This window comes from Chthonomonas sp. (genome assembly GCF_035294505.1).
Taxonomy (GTDB): domain Bacteria; phylum Armatimonadota; class Chthonomonadetes; order Chthonomonadales; family Chthonomonadaceae; genus Chthonomonas.
This window is the reverse complement of record NZ_DATGKU010000040.1, coordinates 1-14,288: the sequence shown is the minus strand read 5'-3', so window position 1 is coordinate 14,288 and position 14,288 is coordinate 1. Positions and strand designations below refer to the sequence as shown.

The 14,288-nt window shown below is 53.5% G+C and carries 10 protein-coding genes; 1 reads left to right on the top strand and 9 read right to left on the bottom strand.

Annotated elements, in window-relative coordinates; translation table 11 throughout:
- The 4 genes from tuf to rpsL all read right to left on the bottom strand — a co-directional run bounded on the left by tuf (window position 1) and on the right by rpsL (window position 4,468).
- Complete coding sequence (tuf, locus tag VKV18_RS01885; RefSeq protein WP_324202534.1) at window positions 1-1,200, bottom strand: elongation factor Tu; 1,200 nt, start codon at window positions 1,198-1,200, stop codon at window positions 1-3.
- A gap of 118 nt (window positions 1,201-1,318) precedes the next feature.
- Complete coding sequence (fusA, locus tag VKV18_RS01880) at window positions 1,319-3,445, bottom strand: elongation factor G (RefSeq protein ID WP_324202533.1); 2,127 nt, start codon at window positions 3,443-3,445, stop codon at window positions 1,319-1,321.
- 154 nt (window positions 3,446-3,599) lie between these two features.
- Complete coding sequence (gene rpsG / locus VKV18_RS01875; RefSeq protein WP_324202532.1) at window positions 3,600-4,079, bottom strand: 30S ribosomal protein S7; 480 nt, start codon at window positions 4,077-4,079, stop codon at window positions 3,600-3,602.
- A gap of 17 nt (window positions 4,080-4,096) precedes the next feature.
- Window positions 4,097-4,468, bottom strand: coding sequence for a 30S ribosomal protein S12 (gene rpsL, locus VKV18_RS01870; RefSeq protein ID WP_016484146.1), 372 nt, complete (start codon window positions 4,466-4,468; stop codon window positions 4,097-4,099).
- Between the two features lie 475 nt (window positions 4,469-4,943).
- On the opposite strand from rpsL, the gene VKV18_RS01865 reads away from it, so the two are divergent.
- Window positions 4,944-6,122 carry an RtcB family protein gene (locus tag VKV18_RS01865; RefSeq protein ID WP_324202531.1) on the top strand — a complete coding sequence of 393 codons (1,179 nt, stop codon included), beginning with the start codon at window positions 4,944-4,946 and terminating at the stop codon, window positions 6,120-6,122.
- A 597-nt stretch (window positions 6,123-6,719) separates the two neighbouring features.
- On the opposite strand, the gene VKV18_RS01860 is transcribed toward VKV18_RS01865, so the two are convergent.
- The 5 genes from VKV18_RS01860 to VKV18_RS01840 form a co-directional block, all read right to left on the bottom strand.
- A complete protein-coding gene (locus VKV18_RS01860; RefSeq protein WP_324202530.1) occupies window positions 6,720-7,553 on the bottom strand; it encodes a M48 family metallopeptidase in 834 nt (277 codons plus the stop codon).
- Between the two features lie 530 nt (window positions 7,554-8,083).
- Window positions 8,084-9,511, bottom strand: coding sequence for a hypothetical protein (locus VKV18_RS01855; protein ID WP_324202529.1), 1,428 nt, complete (start codon window positions 9,509-9,511; stop codon window positions 8,084-8,086).
- A gap of 444 nt (window positions 9,512-9,955) precedes the next feature.
- Window positions 9,956-11,188 carry a choice-of-anchor tandem repeat GloVer-containing protein gene (locus VKV18_RS01850; RefSeq protein WP_324202528.1) on the bottom strand — a complete coding sequence of 411 codons (1,233 nt, stop codon included), beginning with the start codon at window positions 11,186-11,188 and terminating at the stop codon, window positions 9,956-9,958.
- Between the two features lie 338 nt (window positions 11,189-11,526).
- A complete protein-coding gene (locus VKV18_RS01845; RefSeq protein ID WP_324202527.1) occupies window positions 11,527-11,664 on the bottom strand; it encodes a hypothetical protein in 138 nt (45 codons plus the stop codon).
- 50 nt (window positions 11,665-11,714) lie between these two features.
- Entirely contained in the window at window positions 11,715-12,785 is a 1,071-nt protein-coding gene (locus VKV18_RS01840; RefSeq protein WP_324202526.1) for a hypothetical protein, read from the bottom strand.
- Window positions 12,786-14,288 lie beyond the last annotated feature (1,503 nt).

The window sequence follows — 14,288 nt, the reverse complement described above, 5'->3', positions numbered from 1 at the left end:
CTATTCGAGGACTTTGGTAACGACACCGGCTCCTACCGTGTGTCCTCCCTCCCGAACCGCAAAACGCAAGCCCTCCTCCAACGCTACCGGCTGAATTAACTCCGCCGTTATCCGTACGTTGTCCCCAGGCATCACCATCTCCACACCTTCCGGCAGTTCCATCGAACCCGTTACATCCGTCGTCCTAAAGTAAAACTGAGGACGATACCCACTGTAAAACGGTGTGTGACGACCACCCTCCTCCTTCGTTAACACATATATCTCCCCCTGAAACTTCGTGTGAGGACGAATCGTCCCGGGCTTGGCCACCACCTGACCCCGCTCCACATCCGTCCGGTTCACACCGCGCAACAGTATCCCCGCGTTGTCCCCAGCGTAGATCACATCACACGTCTTGTGAAACTGCTCCAACGAGGTCGCTACCGTCTGACGTGTCGGACGTAAACCCACTATCTCTACAGGCTCGTTGACCTTTAACTGACCCCGCTCCACACGACCCGTCACCACCGTCCCACGACCCGTGATCGTGAACACATCCTCTATCGGCATCAAAAACGGCTTGTCTATCTCCCGCTGCGGCGTCGGAATGTACTCGTCTATCGCATCCAACAACTCCCATATCCGACCATTCCACTTGTCATTGCGGCTTAAGTCCTCGCTTAACATCGCCTGCAACGCCGAACCCCGAATCACAGGCACCTCATCCCCAGGAAACTCGTACTTGCTCAATAGCTCCCGAACCTCCATCTCCACCAAGTCCAGAAGCTCCGGGTCGTCTACCATGTCCACCTTGTTCAAAAACACCACGATGTAGGGAACCCCCACCTGACGAGCCAACAAGATGTGCTCCCGCGTTTGGGGCATCGGGCCGTCGGCGGCAGAAACCACCAAGATCGCCCCGTCCATCTGGGCCGCTCCCGTTATCATGTTCTTGATGTAGTCGGCGTGACCGGGACAGTCCACGTGGGCATAATGGCGCTTATCCGTCTCGTACTCGGCATGGTAGACGTTGATGGTCACCCCACGAGCACGCTCCTCCGGGGCGCTGTCTATCTCCTCGTATTTGAGGGCCTTGCTGCCGTTGTAGGCCGCAAGCACTCGCGTAATGGCCGAGGTCAACGTCGTCTTGCCATGATCTACATGACCGATTGTCCCCACATTCACATGAGGCTTCGTACGCTCAAACTTCTGCTTTCCCATAAGTCAGTCTCCTATTCTCCACCTGTGAAGCGTTCACCGTTCGATTTTAGAATAAGTAAAAGGAAGGCTCCGAAGATGCCTACAGAGGGGCTATGTTCATCGGAGCCGTTCAGACATATCAGGTTTTAACGGGCTGTTTCTGCCCGGTTTTAGCCAAAATCTCCTCCGCCACATGGCGAGGAACCTCTTCATAGTGGGACGGTTGCATGGTAAACGTAGCCCGCCCTTGGGTCATGCCGCGCAGATCGGTGGCGTAGCCGAACATTTCGGCCAGCGGCACCAAAGCCCGAATGGTCTGCGTGCCACCGGGGCCAGGCTCCATACCCTCTACGCGCCCGCGTCTTCGGTTAATGTCGCCGATAACGTCGCCCATGTAGTTCTCAGGCGTAACGATCTCGACCTCCATAATCGGCTCTTTCAGGTAAGGGCCGGCGCGTCGAAGAGCTTCTTTCATCGTCTGGTTAGCGGCCACCTTAAAGGCGATCTCGCTCGAGTCCACCTCATGGTAAGAGCCGTCCACCACAGCGACGCGAACATCCACCACCGGATAGCCGGCCAACACACCGGATTCCATCGCTTCGCGCACGCCCTTTTCCACAGCGGGGATGAACTCTTTCGGGATCACACCACCGGTGATCTTGTTCACAAACTCGAAACCTTCGCCGGTCTCCAGCGGCTCGATTTCGAGTTCGCAGTCACCATACTGGCCGGACCCTCCTGTTTGGCGCTTAAACGGAACGCGCGCGGAGGCCTTATGGCGAATCGCCTCGCGGTATGCCACCTGCGGTGCCCCGTAGTTGGCCTCGATGCCGTACTCTCGTTTTAAAATGTCAATTTTGATATCGAGCTGAAGCTCACCCATGCCGCTAAGAATGGTCTGCCCGGTCTCCGGGTCGGTGGAAACACGGAACGTGGGGTCTTCGCTGGCCAATTTCTGCAGGGCTGTGGCCAGCTTATCCTGATCGGCCTTCGTTTTCGGCTCGATAGCAATGGAGATGACCGGCTCGGGGAAGGAGATAGCTTCCAACAGAATAGGATGCTTTTCATCGCACAGCGTATCGCCGGTGCGCGTATCCTTCAGCCCTACAATAGCCGCAATATCTCCGGCATAGACGGCATCTACATCCTCCCGATTGTTAGCATGCATGCGAACGATGCGTCCCACGCGCTCCTTCTTACCGGTCGAGGCATTCAACACGGTTTGACCGGTTGTAAGCGTGCCGGAGTAGACGCGGAAGAAGGTGAGCAGACCGTACTTATCGGTTGCAATTTTAAAGGCCAGCGCACAGAAAGGCTCCTCATCGGAGGGTTTACGAACCTCTTCGGCTCCCGTATCGGGATGTTTGCCCACAATGGCCGGAATATCATCCGGTGCCGGCAGGTAGTAGACCACGGCGTCGAGAAGCGGTTGTATCCCCTTGTTCTTGTAGGCCGAGCCGCACAGCACCGGCACAATGGCGCCGGAGATGGTGCCCTTTCGCAGAGCTTTGCGAATCTCGTCTACAGAGATCGGCTCTCCTTCGAGGTATTTCTCAATAAGCTCCTCATCCACCTCGGCGGCCGCCTCAACCAATCGCGTATGATACTCATTGGCCTTATCCAAAAGATCGGAGGGGATATCAACGACCTCATACTTCTGACCGATATCATCGAGGTAGCGGATCGCCTTCATCTCGACGAGGTCTACCACCCCTACGAAATCCGCTTCGCTCCCTATGGGCAGCTGGATGGGCACGGCGTTAGCGCCGAGACGCTCGCGGATTTTTTCGACCACCCCGTAGAAGTTCGCGCCCATGCGGTCCATTTTATTAATGAAAGCGATTCGGGGTACATGGTACTTATTGGCCTGCCGCCACACCGTTTCCGACTGGGGCTGCACCCCGCCGACGGCGCAGAAAATGGCGATCACCCCATCCAACACACGCAGGGAGCGCTCCACCTCCACCGTAAAATCCACGTGGCCCGGCGTGTCAATGATGTTGATGCGATGGTCTTTAATACGTTCCCCTTTGGAATCGCGCTGAACGCCCCAGAAGCAGGTGGTCGCGGCGGAGGTGATGGTGATGCCCCGCTCCTGCTCCTGCACCATCCAGTCCATGGTGGCCGAGCCTTCATGCACCTCACCGATCTTGTAGGTTCGGCCGGTATAGAACAGAATCCGTTCGGTGCAGGTGGTTTTCCCTGCATCAATGTGGGCTGCAATACCAATGTTTCGCGTTTTATTTAAGGCGTACTCTCTTGCCATAACTCTCCACTCACTTCTCCCATGCTCGCACCGCGTTCGTTGACCGGCGCAGCACGGGCTAGGTATCCCTCAATTTCTTTGAAGCGTTAGGGTTGTGCCCTGCTCCTTTTTCGAACTCAGTTGGCTCTTCGCTCTCCCCTAAAACCAGAAACCATCAAATACGATAATGCGCGAAGGCCTTGTTGGCATCGGCCATCCGATGCACCTCTTCACGTCGCCGCACCGAAGCGCCGGTGTTGTTAGCCGCATCCATCAGTTCCGCAGCCAACTTATCTATCATGCTTCGCCCCGACCGCTTACGCGCATTAAGCACAATCCAGCGGATGGCCAATGAGAAGCGGCGGGCATCTCGAACGGGCACCGGCACCTGATAGGTCTGCCCGCCCACACGACGCGGCCTCACTTCAACGACCGGCGCCACATTGCGAATAGCCTGATCGAACACTTCAAGCGCAGGTCGCTGGGTTCGACGCTCTACCTGCTCCATCGCCTTGTAGAAGATGGTCTCCGCGACGCTCTTCTTTCCGTCCTTCATAAGGCGATTGATAAACTTCTGCACCATAACGCTGTTGTAGATCGGGTCCGGCGGTATCACACGCGGGCGGACGCCGCCCTCCGGCGCATTTCTCGGCATCTCTTGCTCTCCTCGCTTTACTTAGGACGTTTCGTTCCGTATTTCGAGCGGCTCGACTTTCTGTCACGCGTGCCTGCCGCATCCAGGGCGCCGCGCACAATATGATAGCGCACTCCGGGAAGGTCTTTCACGCGGCCACCCCGCACCAGCACCACCGAGTGCTCTTGTAGGTTATGGCCGATACCCGGAATGTAGGCCGTTACCTCTACCTTATTGGTAAGGCGCACGCGCGCGATCTTCCGCAAGGCCGAGTTCGGCTTTTTAGGCGACACGGTTCGCACGCTTAAACAGACCCCTCGCAGCTGCGGATGGCCCCGCAGTGCCGGCGCCTTTGTCTTTTTAATAAGCCGCTTACGGCCTTTTCGTACGAGCTGATTAATTGTTGGCATACGTTTCGCCGCTTCCTTAACCCAAAGCAGAGTTTTTACGATCTCCTAAAGAGACCCTACGCAACCAAGGTTCGCGCATTAGAGAGGAAAGGCATTAAAAATGCCCACAGCCATTGGCCGGGCAGGACAACACGCGCACAGGAGTTGTATCGTCGTTACGGAAGTCCTATGAAGTCGGGGGAAGCCCCGCTTTTAACCGCCTCCTTTACGTTAAGTGCGTCTGTCCTCCCGCGCCATAAACCTCCTAGCGCGAGAACCTGTGTAGTTTACTCCAACTCTTCTCTTTTTGTCAACCTTTTCCGCGTCCATTTTCTCGAGATCGGCTTTTCTGTTCACACATGGCCTCTCCAAACTTGTGCACGGAGGCTTCATGATAGCCCGTTTTACTTTTTGTGGATAACTTCTCGATATAGATTTGCGTAGGGATTTAACGGCAAATCCCCATAGAAAGCTTAACATGCTTATGGAACCGAATATGAGCGCAAAGGTACAGTTCATCGAGGGTATCCCCGTGTTTGGGGAGCCACAAGAGGATGCAGTAACGCAGATTAGAAACTGCATGAAGCACAAGAACGCCTATCGCGCCGCCCTTATGGCCGACCACCACGTTGGCTATGCGGTGCCGATCGGGGGGGTGATCGCCTATTACGACGCCATCTCGCCTTCGGGAGTAGGCTTCGACATCGCCTGCGGCAACAAGGCGGTGCGACTCGACGTTCCGGCCGAGGAGGTTCGGGCTAATATCGGGCGTCTTATGGACGACATCGCTTCCCAAATCTCCTTCGGGCTTGGCCGCGCCAACAAAGAGCGTGTAGACCACCCGCTGTTCGACGACTCGGCGTGGAAGCTCGAACCGGTACGCTCCCTTAAGCAGATGGCCTACGAACAGCTTGGCACGGTGGGTAGCGGTAACCACTACGTGGATATTTTCGTGGATGAAGAGGATCGCGTGTGGGTGGGCGTTCACTTTGGCAGCCGCGGGCTAGGGCATCGCACCCTCACCTGGTTCCTAAAGAAGACCGGCGCCAAGGATGGCATGATGGTAGACCCTCTGGTGTTGCCGCTGAAAGAAGAGCTGGGCCAGCTCTATCTCGAATGCATGCACCTCGCCGGTCGCTACGCCTATGCGGGTCGAGACTGGGTTTGCGATAAGGTTGCCAGAATTATCGGGGCCAATATCGTGGAAGAAGTGCATAACCACCATAACTTCGCTTGGAAAGAAACTATTGATGGTGTGGAGGTGTGGGTTGTGCGCAAAGGGGCTACGCCCTCGTACCCCGGCCAAAAAAGCTTTGTTGGCGGCACCATGGGCGAGCCGGCCGTCATTCTGGAGGGAGTTAGCCCCGAAAAGAGCGAAAAGCACCAGAACGTGCCCCTGCTGCACTACACGCTCTTCTCTACGGTGCACGGTGCGGGTCGTGTGCTCGGACGCAACCAGGCAAAGCGTACGCTCTCACGAGATAGCATGACGCAGTGGGTACAGCGCGCCGGCGTTACGCTTCGTGGTGGCGATGTGGACGAAAGCCCCGAATGCTACAAGCGCCTAGATGAGGTGCTGCGACACCAGGGTAAGACGGTACGTATTCTTCATACCCTCAAGCCCATCGGTGTAGCGATGGCCGGGCGCGGGGTGGTCGATCCGTACAAGGATTGATCTTCCCCTCTTGGAAACCCAGAGAGGATGGGGGGCTGCAGAGACTGCCGGCTTCACGGTTCTAGAGCAAGTTAGTAGAATGAGCTTATCATGTTCGCCCCCTATCCCCTCCTTTCCCCCGATTCGGGAGGTGCTAGCGCACGGCGATGCAGCGGCCAGAAAGATAAGCGATTAAGACAACCTTCTAGGCCGCTGAGGGGAAGGGCGTCGGCCTTGAGTTGCCCACCGCGAGGTGCCCCTCTCCCTGATAGGGGGAGGGGAGTGGGGGTGGGGGATCGAAGAGCTGGCGATACGCCTGTCATTTCGAGCCGAAGGCGCGATCAACAACTGTCATTTCGAGCCTAAGACGAGATGAACAACTGTCATTTCGAGCCGAAGGCGAGAAATCTTAAGTTTCAGTCCCTACCGATAGGGGTGGGGCTGCAGAGACTGCTAATCTTACGGTTCTAGAGCAAGTTAGTAGAATGAGCTTATCATGTTCGCCCCCTATCCCCTCCTTTCCCCCGATTCGGGAGAAAGGGGGCGGCTGTGGTTAGTTTCCGAAGGGAAGGTTATCCAAGGAAAACGAATGCCGGTTTGTTGGCCTCGCCCTTTCGTCTACATGGGCCTATCCGTATAGGCGCTATACTTCTCCTGGATGAGCTGTTTCACGTAGCGAATGCGCTCTTGCGTGAGAGGGTGATCGCTGAGGAACTCCGGCGGCTGGGGCTGTCCCTTAGTGGCTTGCTCTAACATATCAAATAGTTCTAGCATGCCGTTGGGGTTATATCCGGCAGCCACCATATCTTCCAGACCACCGATATCGGCCTGCTTCTCCTCATCGCGTGAATATTTGAGGTCTATAGCACTCAAAGCCAAATCCCCTAAGCTCTGTAGGGTGCGATTTGCATGGGTTAAAAGCACAATTCCTAAAAAGCCAAGCTCCTCTTTCCTTTGAGCCGCTACCGCACGCGCCCAGTGCTGTAGGCGCACATGGGTCATCTCATGGCCGGTAACGGCGGCTAGCTCCGAATCGTCGTGGATGCGATCCATGAGACCAGTAAACATGAAGATAGGCCCACCCGGCAGCGCAAAGGCATTTATCTCTTTACTCTCTATCACATGAAACCGATAGTCCCAAGTTCGCCTGTCTTTCTCATCTAGCGCCGCCCGCAATCGCTCGCCCACGCGCTGTAGCCATCTCTCTTGAGGCCCATGAACCACCCGATACTGCTGCAATATCTGTCGCTCTGCCTGCTGTCCTACTTTCTTCTGCTCGGAGATGCTCGGCATAAAGATGTCGGCACGCGCTTTCTCATCCATCGTTGCCAAGGCCACCAGCAATCCACCGGTTGTCAAATCTCGCAAAAACTGGCGACGCGATTTGCGCTCTACCTCACTTAATATCCTCTCGACTTCCGGGTTGCCACAACATCCTTTGTGCTGACACATGGTTTCTGCTCCTCCCACTTTGATCAGACGACTTTCCAAACGGCGGTGTTCTCTTGGCTCTTTCACAAAAACCGGTGATCTCGTCAGTTCTCTTTTCCTATACGAAAGGGAACAACCTCTGTGAATGCCCAAAAGCTAGGTTTTGGAAACCGAGTGTGCTCATTCAACAAGCCCGTGCCGGCTTGCCCTAACGAAGATTTGGCTTCTTATGTGTTAGGGGGACATTATGGGCCTCTTGGTTTCCAACCTAATGCCCATAGGAACCTAGAACATGTCAACCCATCTTATCAAAATGCTCGATCGGCTTATCGTGCTCTTGATGGTCGCCATCTTACTGGTGCTAAGCTGGCCGGTATGTGTGGCCCTTTGGTCACGCTAAGCGCAATAGAAAGTCGCCAGCTAGAACAAGCAAATAACCTAGCACAACGTTTTTCTCTTGCTTGACAGCAGGGCAGGAATCACAGAGGTTTCCTCTTTTCAGCGATAAAAGTCCGTTTCTTCAGAGACATATCCCGCCTATCTGCTATGGGCTAACCTCCTCGTGTCTTATTTCCTTTCCCTACAGGCCCTGCCCTCAGCTGAGCCAAAGTACGTAACTCCTGCGTCTGAGGGGTATACTCCCACACAACCGTTTGCCTAGTCGGCTTCCCCGATACTCCACTCTGCCCCTGAATCAGGAACCCGTACAACCGAGACCCCATCCAGTAGCTCACAAAACCATATGCCGACTTCGGGGCTAACTGCGGCGGCAGCCGGCGCTGTAAAGTATACTGCCCGGCTAATGTACACACGTATATCCCTACTGGGCTTACCACATACAGCTGACCGTCCTCCCCCATATTTACCCCGTCTGTCAGACGATCATCCTCGAGCACGTAGCAAGGAGAGTCACTTCGAGGTTGATATGCCCCACCTTCAGCAGGGGCCTCGGATTTACGCGAAAATGCATGCAGAACACGACAGCGCCCCTGGAAGTAATCAAACAAAAGACCGTCGCCGTGAACACCGCCCTTCGCTATCCCGTACAGATGTCCCGAACGATAGGCGATCAGCTCCGGAGCGTAGCTCTCTACTCTTTTCTTGAACCGGTAAAGGAGTTGTATCTCTTTGGATGCAGTCAAGCAGAGCAGGACGCCCTTCCTATACCACCCACCCCATGCGGTAAAGTAGGTATTGCCATCCGGGGACTGCAGAGGATAGCTAAAATCGTTGCAGGGTGCAAATACATGCAGAAGTTGAAAGCCTGTCTGAGGCTGATAGGTGAACAGAGCGTATTTGATTTTTTTAGAAAAGTTGACTATCCCCTTAGAAATGTTGACTATCGCCAGGCCATACAGGTTGTGGTCGTTGCCCTCCCATAGGCCTACAGGGCACGTAGAAGATGAGAACCTACGAAGCACACGGATCTGCCCCTCTTGCGTACAAGAGAACAGGTCTGCTCCGCCCGTGTTAGAATCTGTAGTTAGGCCATAGAGAAGAGAGCGGCTCTCATCTGTCACCAAGCACACACACCCTTCTCCCTTTGTACTCGTAAAAGTATGTAAGCGCTGATACTCTCCGTCTCTCCACCCAAATAGGGTGCTGTAGTCTGAAGAATCCGTAGAGGCCTCCACCACCCCATAATAGGTATTGTCGGGACCACCGACCAGCACTCTAGGGGAGCCTTCGGCATCGGAAAACCGGCGGAGAACTACCAACTGATGGGTAGGAGGGTCTATTTTGAACAACGCCCTTACATTGGAATCAATCCCATAGATATCGCCATCTTTTCCGGCAATGAGCGTCACACTCTCACAGCCATAGAGAAGAGAAACGGTCACAAGGAACAAGCACCACTGTCTCAACCTTTTGCCGTTCCACAGGGAGGTGGTAGTGCGCTGCCTTTGATGGAGAGACAAACTTCCTGTCCTCAAGCGATCCCAGTAGGATAATGAATAGCCGAGCATACCGTTTTTCATTGGTGCCCCTCCTTCCGCTTCGGGAGGAGAACAGACTGACAAGCTGCTATCGTCCCAAAGCCTCTTTTCTATTACAAACGGAGGTTTCCGGTTCAAGGTTTCAAATTTTTCAAATATACTATTGCCTGCTTTTGGTGCCCAACCAGGGGAGAAAGAGAGCTTGTTACAAATGCCGGGTTTTGCACCATATCCGTCGAGTTTAGAATGCTTGTTACCCAAAAACGGAGGGTTTGGCTTCTTGAGTGGTTTTGGTGACTGCTTTCCTGACGGTTCTCCTCCGCACGGCTCATCCGATAAAACCGGCACCCTCTAGAAACACAGCGGGCGGGCTGGCAGGAGAGTCTCTGAAATCCAGACTCTCTGCCATCCCCACCCTTTGTTGCCTAGCGTATCCTCATAAAGCAGCAGACCCTATTCGCAAGCCGGTCAAATGTCATGCCCATGCTAGGCTGTATTCCCTGCGGCCGTTGAAAAGTGGTGCAGAGAACGCAGCACATGTGTCCTTATCTCAAAGCTGTACAACCATGCCTCCGTCTCTAGCGGGCTAACCACAGTAACGTAAAGTCTGGCGTTCGACCAGATCAATGCGTCTTTTGTGCCGTCTCCTTCGGATGGATTAAAAACATGCAAAACACGATACCGCCCTAGCGGACTGCATTGAAATAGAATACCTTCTTTATACTTCCCTCCATTATCTGTTGTCCCATACAAATTACCATCCCCACCAAGCACAAGGGCACTTATCACACCTTCGTTAGAAGTAAAGCGGTGCAAAACTGACATTTTGTCTTGTTTGAGATTATAGCTGAATAAGTATCCTTTCCCTTGAATTCCTCCTACACTTCCCCCATAAAGGCAGTTTCTACCGGCAGCAGACAGAAAAACCCCTTCTTCATCCTCTTTCGGAAACGCATAGAGCACTCTAAAACGCCTTGACCGAGGGGCATACTCAAATAACGTGCCAGCTCCATATCTCCCCTTTAGACCCGTAATCCCGTAGATAGAACCGTTTGCTCCAAGGATTAAATTACCAGGTTCCCAACCCTCTACCGACTTAAATCGGTGGAGTATCCGAAATCCCGCGTTTTGGTTATATTGGAATAGAAGCCCACCGGATGGTGCTTTTGTTCGGGATACAACATAATAGGCCGTGCCATATAGGGTGCCATCGTGGCCTAATAGCAGGTCAGAAGGTACAGTCCGTCCAAAATGGTGCAAAACTCTACACTGCCCTCGTAGGGTGCATGCGTCAAGCACGACTGCATTAGGTGTCTTTCCCTGCGGCACTATGAGATATAAAATACGATGGTCAGGCGTCAGGACTGGCTTAAACGGGTAAAACTCATCAGAAATAATATGGGAAAAGCTTTGAAGATAGGACAGTTTCCCCTGACTATATCGAAATAGGACATATCTTTGGCGGTGCTGGCATATCCCATAGAACGTTGAGGTGCCATCCCTGAGCACAGCAAGAGGTTTGCCTTCAGCTTGAGTAAACTGATGCACCATGTGAAATCGGTTCTTTGCATCTACTTCAAAAAGCGCCAGTGTCATTGGGTCAAAGCCATAGATGCCCTTACGGTCTTTGTAAAGAGTTAGTTCTTGACATCCGCATAAGAGACCGATAAGATTGGTTAGTAAGAAAAGACTTAATACTTTAACTATTTTTGATGGCATTTCCGTTCACCTCTTCTGCAGGATAGTTAAGCATTTAAGAGGGAGATATCATGGAAATGAGATATCTCCCTCACTCTATTGCTAGGCAATCGGACGTCTACCACCGCCATACCGAAACGGCTCGCTAAACTTTGACATTTCTTCGCCACCTGCGGGATTTTTGGGTTCTAACCTGCTAAATGGCACTGTCGGCAGGTAATTGTCCGGCACATTAAGGGAGGAACCGGTTGTTTACGAAGTCCATTATCGCTTTAGTAGCTCCGAGGATACGCCGTTGACTTGAAGGCACAACGCCCGAACTGTCTCTGGGCGCTCTACCGCCATACCCGCATACCCCCTTATCCCTGCCCTCCCTGCAAGGCCGATTTGATGGCTTCATCTAATGCCGTTCCGTGAACATCTATCGCTAAAATCCGACCATCTCGGCCTACTAATACATTGAACGGGATCGCTTCCACATGGTACGCCGAGGCCATACCCCCATCACCCCCTTTATCCACACAGATAGGCCAAGCAATTTGCTCTACTAGCCTCCACTCTCCTCCGCCGGCAACACTTTTCTGATGGCTCCCTTAGGCAGGGTGCAATGAAACAGCGATAGGGGTAAATCTGAACTTTGCCAATAAAGGGTGCTTTCATAAGTGACTGTCCGCACCAAAATGTCATCCCACAGATGTATCCTATAACCTATCAGCTGATACAAGTTCTTCCCTAACGGTTTAACCCAAATGCTTATCGTGGAGGTGCCATAGGTCGGAGCCCCGCTGATTTGGGCTTCGAGGGTAATAAGGGACGTATCCGACTGGGGTTTTGAAGGAAATACTTGCAGGGAGGAGATACGCCACGCAGACGGATCAGGAGTGGCTCCCTGTTCCCATTCGCCCATTGCAATAAGAAACTTCTGAATATTTTGTTCAGAATTCGATATGCCGGCCAACAGCTTTATTAAAAGGTCGTCGCGATGCATAATATCCCCTAAAGCAGAGTGCGCTTTCTCATCTTTGGATAATGGTCTTTCGAAGTAAACCTTTGGGTCGTCAGAACGATGGGTATAAAGGCTCGTGCCATCACACCACTCTGAAAATGAAAAAACACCAAAGGCAGTCTTAGGCATTGTGGCTTGTACGCTAGCCTTCAGCAGCTTGTCGCGTACCCTAAAATACAAAGGGCTGCGATAGAGAAACTCTGTTTTCACCTGCCCGGAAAGATTCCCTAGGCTTGGTAGGAACCCTGTTTGTTCTGCAATTTCAACCGATTTCAAAGCCCTCACCCGCTGATAGGTTGCCAGCAAGCCCTTAAGAACTGCTATAGCTTCTGGAGAAATGAAGGAAGCCGGTTGGGTCGCTGTTACCGAAGGCGTAGGCAACGTCTGTGGCGCCTGAGTGGGCTTAGACAGGACGATCCGCGTGCCATCAGGACAGCTGACGATACTACCTGGCGTACCACACCCATAGGTTGACATGCCCGGACATTTAAAGGGAACGGTACCAGAAGGGCAGCCATCGGATGGGGAGGTCACGGGAGAATTGGCTGCTAAGACAATCCCTAGGCTCAGCAGCACTATCGGCTGTCCAAGACGTAACCAGAAAGCATGCATTCTCTTTCTCCTCGCTTCGTAAGTATTTTCTTTTTCCTGATTGAACCAGAGCCAGTATTGGGGCAGCAAGCCCCAATACTGGCTCGCACTTCCCTTTTAGGCACACCGAACGGTAATACTTGTACCATCACGGCATGTAACGGTTGAACCACTCGTAGCACAGCCGATGTTTGTTGCACCCGGGCATTTGAAGGCACAAGTACCCGAAGGGCAACCTCCATTACTACCACCGCCATTGTTACCAGTATCACACAGGGTACTAGGGTTTGTCAAGTAGTTTTATGGGCGTGGTGAAAAAATTTTTTATGAAGTTTCCGTTGTTGAGGGTAAAGATAAGAGGGCAGTTATAGATGAGGGTAAGAGGTGAATAGAGATGCCAGAGAGGGAGTGCTTTGGAGCCAATTTATGGAGCCGGCTCGTCTTGTTCGCCCCCTATTCCCTATCCCATCCTTTCCCCCGATTCGGGAGAAAGGGGGCGGTTAGGCTTAGTTTTCAAGGGAAAGGTTATCAAAGGAAACCGCCAATGAACTTGCTGATCTCCCCTCTCCCAAATTGGGGGAGGGGGAGGGCGCCCTACCCCAGAAAATCTTTCGATTTTCTGGGGACCCCTGTATCGGCCTTGAGGGGAGTGGGGGTGGGGGCTTGAAGAGCCGATGATTCGACTGTCATTTCGAGCCGAAGGCGAGACAAACAACTGTCATTTCGAGCCGAAGGCGAGAAATCTTGAGCTTCACTTCCCGCAGTTCCGAGGGGGTAGGGGGTAGGGCTGCCAATCTCACGGTTCTAGAGGCAGTTAGCAGAGTGAACTTGTCTTGTTCGCCCCCTATCCCTTCCTTTCCCCCTATCAGGGAGAAAGGGGGCGGTTATGGTTAGTTGCCAGAGAAAAGACTATCAACGGAGACCGAGCGGTGGCTTATTGGTCTCCCCTCTCCCTGATAGGGAGAGGAGCGGGAGGATGGGGGCTTGAAGAGCCGGCAACACGACTTGTCCTTTCGAGCCGAAGGCGAGATGAACAACTGTCATTTCGAGCCGAAGGCGAGAAATCTTGAATTTCAATTCCCGCCGGTTCTGAGGGAAAGGAGTGGGGGCTGCAGAATGCCGACGCCAAAGCCCCCCTCTCATCCCCCCGCACGCGGGGGAAAGCTAGCCCTCCCTCCCCCTGTAGGGTGAGGAGAAGGTGTGGGGGCATTGAGGAGTTGGTAAGAGAGACCGCCTGTCATTTCTCGTGAGATAGACGCCTGTCATTTCGAGCCGAAGGCGAGAAATCTTGAGTTTCAGTTCCCACCCGTCCTGAGGGGAAAGGGGTGAGGCTGCGGAGGCTGGCAATTGCTTGGTTCTAGAGCCAATCTCCAGAAGCACGGCTATCTTGTTCGCCCCCTATCCCTTCCTTTCCCCCGATTCGGGAGGTGCTAGCGCACGGCGATGCAGCGGCCAGGGAGATAGGCGATGAAGGAAACGACACAGGCCGCTGAGGGGAAGGGCGTCGGCCTTGAGTTGCCCACC